The following is a 15,856-nucleotide window of genomic DNA, read 5'->3' on the forward strand; positions in this document are numbered from 1 at the left end:
GTCCGTCGCCGGGCTGCCCATGCCCGATGCGATAGGGCTGCCGGAGGCGCCACCAGGCGCCGAAGGGCGGTCAGGCCAGCCCACGTCTCCCCAGCTCCCTCTCCCGGTCGCCCGCCCCGCCACCGGCCGATCGCCGACATGGCAGGACATCGGCCCGGGCTTGCCCGTCGCTCCCTCGTCCGCCATCCTGTCTCCAACCTAGGCGGGAGAACCACCATGTGCGGCCGCTACTCCATCACCAGCGCCCCGGAGGCGATCCGCCGCCTGTTCGCCACGACGAACGACCTCATCAATTTCGCACCCAGGTACAACTTCCCGCCCACCGCCCAGGGCCCGGTCGTCCGCCGCCACCCAGACACCGGAAAGCGCACCCTCGACCTTCTGCGCTGGGGGCTGGTGCCGGTCTGGGCGAAGGACATGTCCGGGGCCGCCAAATGCATCAATGCCCGGGGGGAGACGGTCGCCACGCTGGCCAGCTTTCGGTCAGCCTTCAAGAAGCGGCGTTGCTTGGTGCCGGCCGACAGCTATTTCGAGTGGAAGGCGCTGCCTGACAAGTCCAAGCAACCCTACGCCATCGGGTATGAGGAGGGCGCCGACCCCATGGCATTCGCCGGCCTCTGGGAAGGGTGGAAGGACCCGGCCAGCGGCGAGGGCGGCGAGTGGATCCACACCTTTTCCATCATCACGACGGAGGCCAACCCACTGACAGCGCCTGTCCACAACCGCATGCCAGTGATCCTGGCGCCGGACCACTGGCCGGCCTGGTTGGGGGAGGTGGAGGCCAGCGTTGAGGAACTGCAGGCGCTACTGAAGCCGGCGCCGGTGGAGGGAATGCGGGTGTGGCCGGTGGACAAGCGGGTGGGGAATGTGAGAAATGATGATATTGAGTTGTTAAAAAGTATCACTTCGCAACGAAAATAGATTTGTCTCGTGACTGGAGAATCTATTCGCTATATGGGGCACATGGAATATGGCAAATGTGGAATTCACATTCGATATCGCCAAACAAAATGTCCAAGTATATAATTCCCATGAGGCAAAATGGCATTTCATGGCGTATATACTGGAGGCCGTTCAGGACAGTGTATCTGATAAAGTCTTGAATCAACTAAAATACGACCGAGACTTGTTGTCTCTCAGTCAGTTGGCTGCGGCATTGAATTTCAATAAGACGAATAGGTGGCATCAAGGGCTGCCAGGTGTGTGTTTAGAGTATCTGTTTTTCAAGGCTATTTCTGATAAGGATGAAGTAATTTATCCAGAGGTTCAAAATTTTATGGATGGAGTATTCAATATTTCAGGAGATATATCCGCAGTTTTTCTGAGAATTAACGGGAGATCTAGCGAGAAAAATAAGGTAGAAAAGGACTTCGAAAGATATTTTGGTACAAGTCCCGTGATAATAGACTATAATAGGGTTAGTCACCAATTTAGTACAGATATTTTGCGATCTTGCTATGGCCGATCAAGAATAAACCCATGTCCAGATTGTCTTTCTTCTTTATTTAAGACCGACTTCTTTATCGGAAGCAAAGAGGATGCGAAGTGGGTTGCTTTTACAGTGAAGTCTGATTTTAATGATATTGAATATGGACCAGGTCTTGGCGCAGCGATATTTCCTCTCGGTACAGAGAGTTTAGATTATTTGTTGCATCATGACGTAAGATACCAAATTAGATTGCTCCCGATTACGGTTGATGGACCTTTTATGTATTGTTTTCACGAAGCATATTTCACGGTTCAATCCGTATTTGTTAATGCTCTAAGAGAAGAGAGCCTTATAAATCAGCCACCATCGCGAAGGGAATATATTCAATATCTCAGAGCAAAGCAAAATTCTTTAGCCAAAGAGGTAATTTCTGAACTGAGGGGGCGGGGGGCGGCAAGTTTATATACAAGAAATATCGATAAAATAATTTCCGAAGATGAAGACGTAAAAGGATTGGAAGTCGCCCATCGACCAGTCACGCAGATTGCCGGCTCACCAATATTCTTCAACAATGAATGGTTATGGAAGCGTCTACACACTACATCATCTCACGTGTGGCGGCGTTATTCGCAGCAATAGATACATGGTAAGAAATATCAATATCGCCAATAAACAATATAAATAAGACTGTGCGCAGATTCGCCGTCTTCGCACAGTCGAATTCTGAAGAAGTGTCATCAGACGGCAGTTCGAGATACCTCATTTTCCCCCCTTTGATCGCTTGGGGACGTCGTTACGGAAGGATATAAAGGTCGCACATCCCTTAATGCCAACCCGTTGACAAGAGCGCTTGGTATCTCTACTTCACGGCCTACCCCTTCGTCGCGTCTACCACGGCCTCCAGCAGCGCCTGGGCCGGCCCAGCCGTCAGGCCCTGCGCCAGGACCACCGGCTTGTCCTGGCCCCTCAGCCGGAGGTTCAGCGACAGCGACCTGGCGTTCTCGATGCCCCGCATGGCCCCGGCTACGGCGACGGTCGTCCTGAGCGTCGTCGCGGCCGCCAGGCTGCTCGACAGTACTACGGCGCCCATCTCCCCGCTGCCGCCGGCAACCACGGACGGCCCCGCACTGTAGAGTGCTCCCGGTATCCCAGGAACCTGCACGTCCAGCTCGGCGATGTCGGCCAGGGGGTAGACTTTACCCTGGGCGACGATGGCGGACCTGGTCACCGTGAACATCACCGGCCGCCGCAGCCTGGATTGATTGCGGAGGTGACGGACGCAGTACCAAGCCATCCCCACGGCCAATAGAAAGAGAACTTCCCAGAAAATGGCGTACTGATCTGGTATGGCGTGGAATAAACCCCACAAAAAACCGCGCTCCTCGGACCGTTCGACCTGCGGATCAACGAGTTCTACGCTGTACATATGCACGATCCGCAGAAAATTCTCCAGGAAGGTGCGCGCGAACAGAACTGCGATTATCGCGGCGCCGCTCAGAGTTACCCAGACTATGAACGCGATGCCCGCGGGCTCCACATGAAAGTCACGTCCATTCGCGGTCTGTTCTACTCGGAATCCTGCCATGATCGCTCCGTTGTGCTGAGGGGCAGCTCATCAGTATGAGCAGCCGATAGTTGAGGTTCTGGAAACCTATTTACCGCACAACTCCTATATGGAGTACTCTTATTTGGAGTTAACGTGATCGTGGCCTACCCCCCTCCGAGATCTATGCGGAGGCAGCGTTGGGTTCGCGGGAAGATTTCCGGGCCGACTACGGCGAACTGCTGGCTAAGCTGGTGGCGAGGCGCCGGGCGGCCGGCGTCACTCAGGAGGATGTCGCGCAGCGGCTCGGCGTGCGCCAGAACATTGTTTCCAAATACGAATTAGGCGAAGTCCGTCTCAACGTCGTGCAGTACGTAAGGTACTGCCGGGCCATCGGCCTAGATCCGGGCGAACTGCTGGATTCCGTCGGCCGCTACTGACCCACCTCGACCCTGCCCAGCTTCATACCCCGCGTGGTCAGGTATTCCGCCAAGGAGAATCCAGGACCATTTGAACCGCCGTGTCGCCTATCCGGGGGTCGGCCATGATCTCCTTGAGCGCCAGGCTCTCCCATAGCGCCTTCACCAGTTGATCGGCATCCGTCATCCCGTGGATTTCGCCCAGCCGGAAATGATCGTCAGGGTCGATGTACCGGCGGCTGAGGTGCTGCAGGAACTCCTCCAAATCGTTCCAGAACTGACGCCATTCGCCATCGGTCGCGGCGCCCAGGTTCTTCCCATCATGGACAGCAGCCCTGTCGACATGGCTGATGAACTTGTTCCGGGCGGGTTCGATCTTGCTTCGGAACGCCGACATGCTGCTTTCCAGGACGGCGACACGGGCGGCGGTCGCCGTGTCGGTTCCGAAATCGGCATTCTTGGACAGATACTCCACAGTCAGGTTGACCCGATTCCCTTTGCCCTGGGGATCGGTCAAGCGACATACGTGCAGGACAATCGCATGCAGGAGCAGAAGGTTCAGGTCATCGAAAAATATGGGCGCGACCCTGGCCAGCAAGGCTCGTCGCGAACCGGCATCCGGGGGGAATAGGATTTCGAAATGGAGGAATGTCGCACGTGCCGAGACGCACATGCCCTTGAACTCCTCGACATCCTGTTGCGCGACACCGCTCATCGATTCTGCCCGGCTTGGATGTACGATGGGTTTCCGGCGGCGCCGGCGCAGAAAGCCCCACAAGCTCACCTTGCGGGGCCTACCGAGACTCTAACCCGGCTGTGATGAAGGGCGCCTTACGCCGCCTTCTTCCCCGCCTTCGCTGGCTTGCCTTCTCCCCCACCCCGCGTGGCCTTCCCCAACCCAATCGACTTGGCCAGCCCGCTGCGCTTCTCAGCGTAGGCCGGCGCCACCATCGGATAATCCGCCGGCAGGCCCCACCGCGCGCGGTACTCGTCCGGCGTCAGGTTGTACGCGGTGCGCAGGTGGCGCTTCAGCATCTTCAGCTTCCGGCCGTCTTCCAGGCACACGATGTACTCAGGGGTGACCGACCGGCGGATCGGCACGGCTGGGGTGAGCTTCTCCGGCTCCGCCGCGGCGGCCGGGGCGGCCTGGCCCAGGCCGGTGACGGTGGCGTAGGTGGCCTGGATGAGAGAGGCCAGCTCTTCCGCGCGAATCAGGTTGTTGGAGACATAGGCGGCGACGATGTCGGCGGTCGTCTGGATATTGGAAATATCGGACATGATGGACGGTCCTGATGTGGAGAATAGCGGGCCGTTTTATTGCCCGATCAGGGAGTAGATTAGCTGGAGCGCTGGGATAATCAATGGTGGAAATTGGTTTGCAGGGAAGGATTAGGGCGGAATTTTTGTGAAAGTGGAGGGGGGAGTCCAGCTTGTCCTGTAGGACGCGCCTCCCGGCGCGAGGGCGCCTGCGGCGCCGACAGAGACGGGTGGGCGGCGCCAGTTGGTGAACTGGGCCCGGGGCGGGGAGGGGGAGGTTGGCTTGCTCAGGGGCGCGCCCTGGAGGGCGCGGGAGCGACCGGGGGGAGGAGTTGGGGGAATTGGGTTCACCCCGGGCGCGCTACGGCCCTGACGGGCCTCCGCCGCCCTTCTCTATATATAAGGCAACCCCCCGCTCCCCCATCCCTTCCTCCCGGTCGCTTCACCGCGCCGCAGGCGCGGGCCCGCCCTCGGGCGGGCCCCATAGCCGTCACCCCACCGCGCCCGCCCATCGGGTGAGCGGGGCCCACCCTATCCTTTAGGAGAGGTCCGGGAGCCCCCCTCAAATTAGGCCATTCTTGTGGTCCTACGTCGTGTCGGCCGGCCAAAACAGGTCCCGGCTCGTCCGGGGTTTTTCCCGCGTCCTGAGGGCCCGCTTTTTGCGTTCTGGGGCCATTTTCCGGCCAGGACGAATCACTCCCAAATAAAGCCCCAAACGGATTGCAACAGAAAAATGCAATGCGATGCATTTTTTCCTTGAACGGCAAACAAAACCGCCCCATATTTGTCTCAGAACAAAATACAGCGAAACACGATCCCCACACTACGTAAGACGAGGTCATCAAAAATGGCTAGTTTGTCTGCGCTCTCCACACCTGTGCGCACCACGTCGCCCGCTATTATTGGCGACGCGCCGCCACATCACCCCACCATCATTGCCCGCACCCGATTTTACCCCTGTCCAGCTCACTCCATGCGCCCGCGTGCCGTCGCCGCCGGGCTGCAGGCGGAGCTGGCCGATGAGGGCGGCCGGGCGGTGCTACTGGTCACGGAAACCGACTGGAGCGGCGAGCGCTACACGACGGCCACCCCCATCGAAATCCAGGCGGCGTCCGTCCTCCTCCTGGACCTGGAGGTCATGCCGGCCGAGGCCGCGTATCTGCGGCTCCAGGCCATCGCCGACAGCGCTCAGGCGCTTGGCTGATCCCCGCCACCCATCGACTCAGTCCAAGAGGGAATCATAAATCATGGACAAACCGAAACAGACCTTGATCACCACCGGTACCAGCTATGACGGCTCCGTTATTCTCGGTCTCCGGCCCTCGGGGTTGCTGGTTGGGAAATCGGCCTATGAGGAGTCGAAAAAAGTTTTCCTCGTCCCTCCGCGCGCCATGGCGTTTGCGCCGATCCTGTGGGAGGAGGCCACAAAATTGGGATTCCACATTTCCGAGTCGGCGGACAGTCGTTTCTACGTCCGCGGCAACCTGGCCGAGCTGGTCGACCGGTTCGACGCGCTGATTATCGCTGGTGACCGCGGCGGCATTCGCGAGGGGGACCACACTGACGCGTACAACGTGACTCATTCCCGCTCCGAGTGGGGCTACAACGTGACCCCCTCGTGGGCCGCCGGCGCCTCGATTAAGAGCATCGGGAAATATGCAGGGAACGGCAGGTTCCTAGTACCGTTCGAGAAATCCGAGCAGTTGACCGCCCGGATCAAACGAGCCGTGACTGCTGAGAAAAAAGCCCAGGCTGGCGCCATCAATTTGCCGGAGGTCCCCGGCCTGCCGGTCCAGGTGGTCGGTTCTGAAATTCGCATCCCATGGCCGGGCTCGGACGAGGCGGCCGCGATCCTCCGCGCGGTTCGCGGCATGCGTTGGGATGATGGGGACAGCGTCGATGATGCTGGCTATTTCGCTATCCTCAGCCATCACGCCAATAGCGTCTCCAAGGCCCTGACCAAGGTCGCCGCGCTCAGAGCCGAGATCGCATCGCATACGATCGACCTGCCCGAATACCCGCTGCTCAAAATCTCCGTCGTCAACGGCGAAGTGCGAGTCGCTTTTCCTCACAGTCAACAGGCCGCTGGAATTCTCAAGGCGGCGGGATTTCGGGCTGACCTTACAATTCCCGGGTTCGTGATTGCCCTTCGTCACGCGACTGGTGTCGACCTGCCCGCGCTCCTGGAGCGCGTCTCCACGGTCGAGGTCGCCGCGGTTGCCGCTGCCGAAAAGGCCGCCGCCGCCGCTGAACTGGCTGCCGCCGCTGCTGAGGAGAGGAGGGCCGCTGCCGCCAAGGAACAGGAACTCCGCCGCCTGAGCCGGATCAAAACCCGGGTCGGGCGTATCAAAATCGGCGAATGTGTGTCCAGCCTCTTCGGGGACCGCGTGGTCGAGAGTTTCGGTGCATCGTGGGTCGACCGCGAGACCGGCTGGACCTACTGCTACGCCTACAGCCGCCCCGCTACTGAATCGGAAATCGCGAAGCGCCGGGCGGAGCCTCCCCGTACCCGTACCGGCTACAGCATCGCGTTGGCTGCCACTGCCCCCAAGGTCGGTCAGGTCTGGCGCGACGGGGGCGAGGTTGTGGTCGTCACTGACGTGTCCCGCTCGTGGTTCGTTTCGACCGGCGGGGACGATGAGGTCGATTCGTTCTACTCGTCCCAGTTTTGGGAGCAGTACGTCGTCCGCGTCGAATGGCGGGCGGCGACTGCAGCGGAGGCCGAGACTCTGGCAGCGAGCGCTCCGGCTGCCACCGAGCCTGCCACCTCTCTGCCCGGTCTCAGCCGGCTCCTGAACGGCGAGTGCGGGCCGCGCTCGCCCTATACCGAGTAAGGCTGCCGCCTGACATCTACCCCCCAACCCCCTGGAGGCCCCCCATGAGCACCCACCCCATCCGCGTCATCGCCTCCCTGGTCGCCATTACCACCCTGGCCGGGGCCGGCTACTGCTCCACCCTGGCCAGCCAGGCCAGCGACGCCATGTCCCGCGACATGGCCGCCGTCATCTCTGCCTCTACGGAGGTGACCACCCTCACCACCAGGCCGACGGCCGCCGGCTACACCCTCGCCGACCTCGCCGGCCTGCACGATCAGCAGGCCCGGCAGAGTTCCGCCCTCATGGCGGGATGGCTGGATCAGCGGGACCACGACCGGAGTTTCGGCCTGGCCCTGGGCCTCCTGGCCGTGGCCGCCGCCGCTGCCAGTGTCGCCGTGAAGGGCGGGCGCTGGGCGCGGACCACGTCGGCCGCCTGACGTCCCAGCAGGGTGTACCCAAGCGGGACACCCACCAGCCACCGGGAAACAGTGTCCCAGAAGGTCCGAAATCGACTTCTGAGACACTGTACCGGTGAGATTCGGACCCAAACGAGACAATCATGGCTACCTACGGATACGCCCGCGTATCAACCAGCGACCAGGATCTGACCATCCAGGAGACTGCCCTGCGCGCAGCCGGTTGCCAGGTCGTCCGGTCGGAAAAAGCCTCGGGCGCCACCCGACGTGGCCGCCGAGAGCTGGAGATCCTCATGGATTTCCTGCAGCCCGATGACACACTGATGGTGACAAGAATCGACCGCCTGGCCCGGTCGATGAAGGACCTTCAGGACATTGTTCACGACCTACGGGCGCGAGGGGTCAGCCTACGGGCTACCGAGCAGCCGATCGACACAGCCTCGGCCGCCGGCCAGGCTTTCCTCGACATGCTGGGCGTATTCGCCCAATTTGAAACGAATCTCCGCCGCGAGCGCCAGATGGAGGGGATCAGGGCGGCCAAGGCCCGCGGCGTGTACCGGGGGCGGCCTCCGTCCGTCGATCGCGCTGAGATCCGGCGCCTGCACGCCGGCGGTCTGGGTGCCGCCCGCATCGCCCGTCAGCTCGGGATCGGCCGGTCGTCGGTCTACCGGGCCCTGGAATTAGCCAACGCCGCCCGCCATCAGAACGAGGCACACCATGAGTGACGCCGTGCCCATCATGACGACCGATTGCTGCGGCCGTTCGTGGGAATTCGTACGCAGCGTGAGGGTGAATGGCCTGGATGGCCTCTCACTGTTTTTCGGGAAGCCCGCCGACCGCATCGGTCGTCGGGGGCGGCTGTCGGTGATCCCTACCACGGCTCTGATTGACTACGTGGACGAGCACCGTGACCACCTGCAGGAGGCTGGCCTTCCCCTGAGCCTGCCCATCCTACGCCGCCTGGCCGAGGTCGCCACCGAGCGCGAGCAATTCCGAGCGGCGGCCCCGGTTCGCCGCCGGGTGCAGCGCCAGCCTTTGTCCGACAGTTCTCGCCGGCGCCGGGGCTGGTGGCGGGAACCGGAAGTGGCCGCGCTCATGCTGCAGGAGGAGATGCCGCAGAGGCATATCGCCATCCGCCTGGGGATTTCCCCGGCAGAGGTATCGCTGTACCGGCGGGCGCTACTCAGGGAAGGTGGGGCTACCGTGGTTCCGCGGAAACTGCACGTGCGTTGATCACCCCGCCAAGGGGTGTGATCCTAATCCGTAACCGCCGGGGCGTATTGGCTCATGGATGAGATCGCACTCGCCCAGCGCTTCGAGGCCAAGGTTGCCGCCGAGGAATTTCAGGTCTGGGCGCTGACGGTACATCCCGATCACACCACCACCCTCCGATGCGAGGATGGCAATGACGGCGCGGTGTTCGAGAAGGCCATCCTTCACGGAATTTCCGGGGGATGGCGTGCGGATCTTCTGCTGCGGCGATGGCCAGCACCGCGTCATCATGGTGCCGAGCGAATACTGACGTAGGACGCGGGGGCATCGCGAGCCCCCCGCGTCAGACAGGGGCACCTATGGCTTCGTAAGTAGTGGATCGTCGATTTCCAAAATTTATAGCATCAAACTGCTGACGGCACGTAGCTATCGGCTGATGGATCTGTACTCTTGACGCCAATGGTTATTGTGAATGACAGAAGATCTGCTGTAAAGTCTGGTTCAATTGTATAGTAGAACTGTCCGGCAATGTTTTCTATATCTACTGGAGTTGCAAAACCATCTTGCCATAAATCGCTTGACGTCCTTTTTTGAAATCCGGAGGGGATTCCTGGAGGGGCTGGATCAACCATGTATCCCCATGAATAATCTCCAAGATGTACACTTGCAATTGATAAAGGATAATCGACGGAAATACCGAATCGTGCTCCCGTGATTGGTTCTGTCCATATAGCCATAGCCGATATTCCAGCGGTCCCTGCAATTGATGGGTCAGTTGTTTCAAATGTTGTACTCCCATCTGAGGGAAGAGTTTCTTCTGGTGCTTGCTCCACTTGTCCTTCTTGAGCCAAATCGTTACCAAATGTAGTTAGATTTAATGTTTTCTTAGTCCAGTTTTGCCACATTATCTTAATTGCCATCAATTTTCCCCCATTCTATTAAGTTAAGCCACAATACCAGCAATGGAATCTATAATGATGTCCAGCTTTTCAGAGAATGTTGCGAATTGAGTGCTCTCTTCAGCATATGTTGCCATGAACTGAGCAATTGTTTCTGCTTGTGGCGTTTCATAAATAAGTACAGAGCCACCAGCTTCTCCAGTTAATGCATTCACAATTTGCTGACCTTCCCGGAGCGCAGCATCAAAATCCTGGAATTGTTGCTGTAATAACGCCTTTTCAGCGTCGTTCGATGCATTATTTATAAGATCATCATAATAATTATTAACATCATTTATCTGCATAGCCTTAATCAAATTCCTAACATCATCTATACTTCCAATCGAAGATTCGGTAACTACCTTACCATTTACATCATTTATTACGGCAAATCCATATGGCGGCAAATCATCAGCCGCCATGGCGACTTTTTTAGCGAATATTAGCTGCATAGGCATGATTTGTTCTTTCCTATCAGAGTCGTTGTCAGCAATGCTTAAGTGGATATTCTTTTGGTAAGCGCGCTCGTATCGAGAGTGCATTTATATACTTTTGTTCGTCAATATGGCAATTAGTCTTAATAATCAACTAATGAACTGGACACAACGAAACCGCCGCAGAGATAGATGGCCACTTTACATGTTGGGGGACACCCGCCTTCGTCCGGGCTCGGGGGCGCCACCCACCAAATCCCACTTCCTCCCCCCGGTCGCCCAGCCGTGCCGCCGGCGCGGCCCTGCCATTACCCCGGCACCTCCACCACCCACGGCTCCGCCAGCCCCAGCCCCTTCACCCTGCATCCACCAGGCCCGGCCAGCTCCCCCTCATACCCCTCGTGGTGATGCCCGTGCACCACCAACCGAGCCCGGCACGCCCTGGCCGCCAGCCCGATGCCGGCGAACCCATATCTATGCGTCAACGGCGCCTCATGCGTGACCAGTACGTCGACCGCCCCCTTCTTTCCTGCCGCCGCGACCGCCGCATGATCCTCCGGGAAAATAGTCGCCCGGTATTTCAGCGGAATCTCCCCGCTGGCCAGGTTCCGTCGGTTCGCCCGAATCCAGCTCTGCCTATCCCGGTAGGTCGGGGCCGGATCCTCTTCCGCCTTGGGCCAGTAGACCCTCTCCGCATAGACGCCACCCAAGCCGGCCACCCGCAACCCGCCCAGGTCCATCGCCCGCCCGTGTAGGTTTCCGCCAGGATGGTCGCCCACCAGGTTGTCCCACCACTCCCGGCGGTCGGCGTCATGATTTCCGGGCACATAGGCCAGCGTCACGCCGGCATCGACCAGTGTGGCCAGCTCCTGCCGGAGGGGCCGGTTGAGTTCGCAGTCCCCGACAATGATGACGGCGCTGGGCTGAACCTGGGCGCAGCATTCGAGGAGTGGACGCCAATTCCCGTGGGGATCGCCGACGGCGACGATGGGCTGCTGGACGGAAGAAATGTTGGCCCTGATGTTCGCCACAGCAAATTGGACCCATCCTGGTCACCTAATTAAAGTGTGGACATACTTCAAGTTACTACCTCTATGATCGTTCGTTGAGTCAATTATTTTTGGAATCTAATGAAGGAATAGTGGTGGTCGGAATGGAGTTTTTCAACATCAGTTGTTTTTGCTTTTTCTTTTCAAGGTCCCATTCTTCATATTTCTTGTTGCAGTAAAGAAGCAGGAATATGCACAGAACATATATGCCAACCACCCAGTTGCGTTCGGGCTGATTGGAGATTGTGTATACCGCAGCGGACGAAATGCACAATAGAAGTGGGACTAACGCCTCATCCGGGCCGTCTGTGAAAAGCATGTATCCCAAATCTAGGCCTGCAGAGATTGCGAGAGCGGCGGCAATATAAGAGAATGTGTGTATTCCCAATACGTGCCGGAAGAAAATATCAAAATATCCAGTGCCGTAAATAAATGAACTGGCAACTTCTAGAGTCTGACAAATTTCGAACATTCCTTTAACTGTTAGAATTAAAATTAGAAAGATGCCTACACAAAACTGAATATATGTCTTTGTATTTTTCACTATCTTTGGTATAGGCCCTTCGTATGGGCTGAGATCCGCAGCCCACTTTAGAATATTGCTTTGAGGCTTGTAAGCCTCTACCCCGTTGCTTAGCATGGTTGGCGAGCAGCCGGTGGTTGACGCCACTGACGTTATGGCATCCCACCGTGATGGGTAGTCCTTTTCCTTATCCAGGACCAGCCTGATAGCTTGTTCGCGCTCTTCAGATGAAAATTCGTGACTCATAGTGTTCATCGTTGCTCCATCGTCACAGTCATCGGTTCAGCCGACGATCCTCATGGTTGAGGGGTGCAGAAAATTGCTCCTGATAGTATAATAGTGCGCACTCCCGCGTAGCCATCCGAATTTCCGCCCAACTCCCTGCCGCGCCCCGCATCGCCCACCACTCCGACCTCCACCTCGACGTCGCCCCCTGGGCTCCGCCCTCTTACCTAGCGGCCGACATTGTCGTCCTGGCCGGCGACCTGAACGTGAAGGCGCGGCAAGGAGAAGTTGCGCACCGCCCTGGCCGCCCAGGGGGTTACCTTGCTGGAACGGGACGAGGCCATCGTCCACGGCATCCGATTCCTGGGTTGCACGCTGTGGACGGACGTCAGGCTGTTTGCCGGCGACGACCTGGCGCAGGTCAGATCCGACGCCACCACCCTGGTGGGCGACCGCTATTCGCCGCGCATGACCGACTACCACGCCATCCGGGTGGCGGCCGGCGGCTATCGGAAATTACGCCCGCTGGACACCGCCACTGTTCATCAGCGCTCGGTCACCTGGCTGCAGGAGCGCCTGGCCGCCCCGCACAACGGCCCCACGGTGGTGGTCACCCACCACGCCCCATCAGCTCGATGCCTGCCCCAAGGGGCGGCTGAGGACCGGTTCAGCGCCGCCTATGCCAGCAGGCTGGACTGGCTGGTGGAGGAGAGTGGTGCTGCGGCCTGGTGCTACGGGCATGTGCATGAGCCGCCGGCAGAGGAGATCCGGATCGGGCGGACACGGCTGGTCAGCAATCCGCGGGGGTATGGGGGCGGGAAGGGGAGGGATGGGCTGAACAGACGGTTCGATGAGTATGAGGTGGGGTTGGTGGTGTAAGCGCTGGTCCGGCAGAGACAATCGCCCCTTTCCCTTTTTGCGCGCAGTTTTCCCTTATTTCACGGGCTGGCTCGCCCTCGCCCAATTCCTCCGACACCTCCACCCCACAACGCCAATACAACTTTTGGGAAAGCTCCTTTTAGGTTCACCGCGACGCAGCATTAAGCAGCGGAACGTCGGATCGGGTCTTTTCCCGCCGCGACTCGAACGTCCGCTGCCCTGGTTCCTCCCGTTTCTCTCATGACACCGTCTAACTGACCGGAATTGCGTTCACGTGCAAGTACAGCCGGTCCAGAGGGCCAACGTGAGGGAGGTGGAAAAATGTCGAAAGAGAAGCTGAAAGCCGCCGAGTCAGCGGTGGTCCCTAGACTCCAGAATTATCGCGCGAACGTCGTGCCGAATTTGGTCGTGTCCTATGTGCAGGATCCGGATGCCGGCGAAAGGGTGGTCAGAGAAGGCGCCCGGAACATCGTCGACGATACGCTGGAACAAGCCGAGGAGCTGACCAAACAGGCCGAGCATGGCGACAGCGAAGTCGCGGAATATCAGGAGCGGATCGACCACCTCCGGAAGGTTCGCAAGCACGCCGCGGGCCCGACCGTCGTGGTCGGGGCCCGCCGGGACGGCAGCCAGTCGCCCCTGCTCAGCATCGAGTTGCTGCTGAAATGGCTCCTGCACACGATCGCCCCGGCCGGAATCCTGTGCGTTTTGAGTTCAGCGTTTCGCTCGGCGAATGTTGGCTATGCCGTCAGCGCCAACGAACTGACCCTGCTGAGCTGCCTCATCTGCGTCGCGGCTCCGCTTCTGAGCCTGCTGTTAACGAGCATCGCTCCGGATTGCGGCCAGACCCGGCGCCGGACTTGGCTGAAAGCGCTTGCGGCCTGCGCTGTGTTCAACACGATCATGTTCCTCGCGGCTTTCTCGATCATCTGCAATCCCTCGCCATCTCCCGCCTTCGACGCGATGCTGCAGTTGATCGGCGGGCATACGATCGCCGGCGGAATGATGCTGTTCTTCGGCGGCCTGGCAGACGTGACCGCCACGGCGGCCCTCGGCCTCGCCGTCGAAACCAAAATCCTCTCCCAGTATGAACTGACGGCGGAGGCCTCGCCCATCCGCGAACTCGTCGACGGTCAGATCGGTAAAATCATGACCCTGAAGCGCAGCGCGGCGGACCGTGCCGGTGACCTGCGTACGGAAGCTGCGCAGATCCGCGCCATTCGGGCAGCGGCCGAGAACCATGCGGTGGCGGAGTTCCGTGCTGGGGTTGCTCATCTGAAGCTGGTCCTTGCTGCGGAAGCGGCGTCTGCCCAAGCCATCGCCCTGGCCAACGCCTTGAGCCGGCTCCGCACCGACCCCGACATCAAGCGTGTCTCCTAAGCCAACTCTTCGCCTGAGAAAGGATTCGATATGCGCAATATCTCCATCGCCAGCCTGCTCTCGGCTTGCCTTGCGCTTCCTGCCGTGGCCGCCGAACCGACCAAGACCCTAGTGCTGGGATTGCCTGCCGATTGCCTGGGCGACGGTGTCACGCCGGTGGTGCAGCTCAAGACCGCGCTGATGAACGCCGTTCCCGGGACGGAGGTGATCATTCTTGATGCCCGGCGCGACGAAAGGGTGGCGGACTATGTCGTAGAGGCGCCGCCGCAGGGCTATACCCCGGCATGGACGATGAAGCGCCTCGAAACGGCGCTTCGTCCGGTGGCGGCGCATCTCTACCAGCAATGCCGGCAAAAGGGTGCCACCGAAGACCCTGTCGGTCCGAACGACCTCCAGCTGCCGCGCTTTCTCGACGATGTTGGCCGCACCGTGTTCGCGGGCCGGGGTGGGGCCAAAGCGATCGCCGTCATCGGCAGCGCGCGCTATCGCGGCGAAGGTGATCACAGCTTCGATTTCGGCCCAGAGCCGGGCTGGCCCAGCCTCGGTCATCTGGCCCAGCCGCCTTCGATCACGCCATTCGGTACGCGTGGGCGCGAGCATAATCTCAGCGATGTGGCGGTCGATTTCTGCACTACCGACCAATGGGCGACCGAGCGCTACCAGGCTTATGTCCAGCAGTTCGAATCGCTGTGGATCGGTGCCATGGGCGGGACGCTGGCGACGTTCAGCGCCAACATCCCGCAATGCTTGGAGCGCTGGGTGTCCGCCACCACGTCCGGCGCGCCGGTTTTTCGGGACAGCGGCAAGGACCAGGCCGTGGTCATGTATCATTTGCCGCCGGCCAGCGGGCTGGGCAACGATCCTACGGCGTTCCTCCACACCCCCAATACCGCGTCCGAACCGCCGCCCACTTCCGTCGGTCAGGCGCGCGTGGGTGTGACCTGGGACTGCGCGTGTGACATCGACCTCTATACGTTCATCAGAGGCGTCGATCACGACTATGTGTATTTCGGCCATCCGGTCGGTCCCACTTCAGTCCATCTGCATGATTACCGGGATGCGACTTCCACCGATATGGATACCGCCTGGGAGGTCATCCAGATCAATGATCCGGTCGACCTCAGCAACCTGAGGATTTTGATCAACCTGTATTCCGGCGGTGGCCCGGAAGTGTCCGGCCGGATCAGGCTCGAATTTCAGGGACGCGTCTATGAGACCACCTGGCACCTGACCGGGAAGACGGGCAATCGCGGCCTCCGCAACGGTTTGACCCCCGTCGGCACCGATGTGTGGACCGAGATCGATACTCTGAAGCTGGCGAAGCTCAAATAGGGAG

The 15,856-nt window shown here is 59.6% G+C and carries 18 protein-coding genes and 1 pseudogene; 12 read left to right on the top strand and 7 right to left on the bottom strand.

Annotation, left to right across the window (positions count from 1 at the left end; all coding sequences use genetic code 11):
* The first annotated feature begins 216 nt into the window (after positions 1 to 216).
* Positions 217 to 921, top strand: a complete 705-nt coding sequence (locus FBZ90_RS00775; RefSeq protein WP_145729056.1) for an SOS response-associated peptidase — start codon at positions 217 to 219, stop codon at positions 919 to 921.
* A gap of 58 nt (positions 922 to 979) precedes the next feature.
* Entirely contained in the window at positions 980 to 2,068 is a 1,089-nt protein-coding gene (locus tag FBZ90_RS00780; protein WP_186455528.1) for a hypothetical protein, read from the top strand.
* Between the two features lie 232 nt (positions 2,069 to 2,300).
* Here FBZ90_RS00780 and FBZ90_RS00785 read toward each other — a convergent pair whose 3' ends face one another.
* Entirely contained in the window at positions 2,301 to 2,657 is a 357-nt protein-coding gene (locus FBZ90_RS00785) for a hypothetical protein (protein WP_145729060.1), read from the bottom strand.
* 515 nt (positions 2,658 to 3,172) lie between these two features.
* Here FBZ90_RS00785 and FBZ90_RS00790 point away from each other — a divergent pair.
* On the top strand, positions 3,173 to 3,412 hold the full coding sequence (locus FBZ90_RS00790) for a helix-turn-helix domain-containing protein (protein ID WP_211101863.1): 240 nt from the start codon (positions 3,173 to 3,175) through the stop codon (positions 3,410 to 3,412).
* Positions 3,413 to 3,449: 37 nt separating this feature from the next.
* Here the strand turns inward: FBZ90_RS00790 and FBZ90_RS00795 are convergent, their stop codons facing one another.
* Entirely contained in the window at positions 3,450 to 4,106 is a 657-nt protein-coding gene (locus tag FBZ90_RS00795) for an AbiU2 domain-containing protein (RefSeq protein ID WP_145729062.1), read from the bottom strand.
* Positions 4,107 to 4,222: 116 nt separating this feature from the next.
* Entirely contained in the window at positions 4,223 to 4,669 is a 447-nt protein-coding gene (locus FBZ90_RS00800; protein WP_145729064.1) for a Ros/MucR family transcriptional regulator, read from the bottom strand.
* An 826-nt stretch (positions 4,670 to 5,495) separates the two neighbouring features.
* On the opposite strand from FBZ90_RS00800, the gene FBZ90_RS00805 reads away from it, so the two are divergent.
* From FBZ90_RS00805 to FBZ90_RS00830, 6 genes and pseudogenes are all read left to right on the top strand, one after another.
* On the top strand, positions 5,496 to 5,852 hold the full coding sequence (locus FBZ90_RS00805; protein WP_145729066.1) for a hypothetical protein: 357 nt from the start codon (positions 5,496 to 5,498) through the stop codon (positions 5,850 to 5,852).
* 43 nt (positions 5,853 to 5,895) lie between these two features.
* Entirely contained in the window at positions 5,896 to 7,482 is a 1,587-nt protein-coding gene (locus FBZ90_RS00810; RefSeq protein WP_145729068.1) for a hypothetical protein, read from the top strand.
* A 44-nt stretch (positions 7,483 to 7,526) separates the two neighbouring features.
* The gene (locus tag FBZ90_RS00815; protein ID WP_145729069.1) at positions 7,527 to 7,901 is read left to right on the top strand and encodes a hypothetical protein; all 375 of its coding nucleotides are present in this window, start codon (positions 7,527 to 7,529) and stop codon (positions 7,899 to 7,901) included.
* Positions 7,902 to 8,023: 122 nt separating this feature from the next.
* Positions 8,024 to 8,605, top strand: a complete 582-nt coding sequence (locus FBZ90_RS00820) for a recombinase family protein (protein ID WP_145729070.1) — start codon at positions 8,024 to 8,026, stop codon at positions 8,603 to 8,605.
* Positions 8,598 to 9,113 (top strand): hypothetical protein, encoded by a 516-nt coding sequence (locus tag FBZ90_RS00825; protein ID WP_145729073.1) that lies wholly within the window; start codon positions 8,598 to 8,600, stop codon positions 9,111 to 9,113. The genes FBZ90_RS00820 and FBZ90_RS00825 overlap by 8 nt, the downstream gene beginning before the upstream one ends.
* 48 nt (positions 9,114 to 9,161) lie before the next feature.
* A pseudogene (locus FBZ90_RS00830) lies at positions 9,162 to 9,407 on the top strand (DUF6876 family protein); the annotation flags it as partial.
* A gap of 89 nt (positions 9,408 to 9,496) precedes the next feature.
* Here FBZ90_RS00830 and FBZ90_RS00835 read toward each other — a convergent pair.
* The 4 genes from FBZ90_RS00835 to FBZ90_RS28780 all read right to left on the bottom strand — a co-directional run bounded on the left by FBZ90_RS00835 (position 9,497) and on the right by FBZ90_RS28780 (position 12,291).
* A complete protein-coding gene (locus FBZ90_RS00835) occupies positions 9,497 to 10,012 on the bottom strand; it encodes a hypothetical protein (RefSeq protein ID WP_145729076.1) in 516 nt (171 codons plus the stop codon).
* A gap of 23 nt (positions 10,013 to 10,035) precedes the next feature.
* Entirely contained in the window at positions 10,036 to 10,488 is a 453-nt protein-coding gene (locus FBZ90_RS00840; RefSeq protein ID WP_145729079.1) for a hypothetical protein, read from the bottom strand.
* A 284-nt stretch (positions 10,489 to 10,772) separates the two neighbouring features.
* On the bottom strand, positions 10,773 to 11,495 hold the full coding sequence (locus tag FBZ90_RS00845) for a metallophosphoesterase family protein (protein ID WP_145729081.1): 723 nt from the start codon (positions 11,493 to 11,495) through the stop codon (positions 10,773 to 10,775).
* Positions 11,496 to 11,574: 79 nt separating this feature from the next.
* A complete protein-coding gene (locus tag FBZ90_RS28780) occupies positions 11,575 to 12,291 on the bottom strand; it encodes a hypothetical protein (protein ID WP_145729083.1) in 717 nt (238 codons plus the stop codon).
* A gap of 258 nt (positions 12,292 to 12,549) precedes the next feature.
* Between FBZ90_RS28780 and FBZ90_RS00855 the strand changes: the two genes are divergently transcribed.
* The 3 genes from FBZ90_RS00855 (at position 12,550) to FBZ90_RS00865 (ending at position 15,852) form a co-directional block, all read left to right on the top strand.
* Positions 12,550 to 13,140, top strand: a complete 591-nt coding sequence (locus FBZ90_RS00855; RefSeq protein ID WP_145729084.1) for a metallophosphoesterase — start codon at positions 12,550 to 12,552, stop codon at positions 13,138 to 13,140.
* Between the two features lie 321 nt (positions 13,141 to 13,461).
* Complete coding sequence (locus FBZ90_RS00860) at positions 13,462 to 14,520, top strand: hypothetical protein (RefSeq protein ID WP_145729086.1); 1,059 nt, start codon at positions 13,462 to 13,464, stop codon at positions 14,518 to 14,520.
* A gap of 30 nt (positions 14,521 to 14,550) precedes the next feature.
* Positions 14,551 to 15,852: a hypothetical protein gene (locus FBZ90_RS00865; RefSeq protein ID WP_145729088.1), complete on the top strand. Its 1,302-nt coding sequence runs from the start codon at positions 14,551 to 14,553 to the stop codon at positions 15,850 to 15,852.
* Positions 15,853 to 15,856 lie beyond the last annotated feature (4 nt).

It is taken from the genome of Nitrospirillum pindoramense, assembly GCF_007827955.1.
Classification (GTDB): domain Bacteria; phylum Pseudomonadota; class Alphaproteobacteria; order Azospirillales; family Azospirillaceae; genus Nitrospirillum; species Nitrospirillum amazonense_B.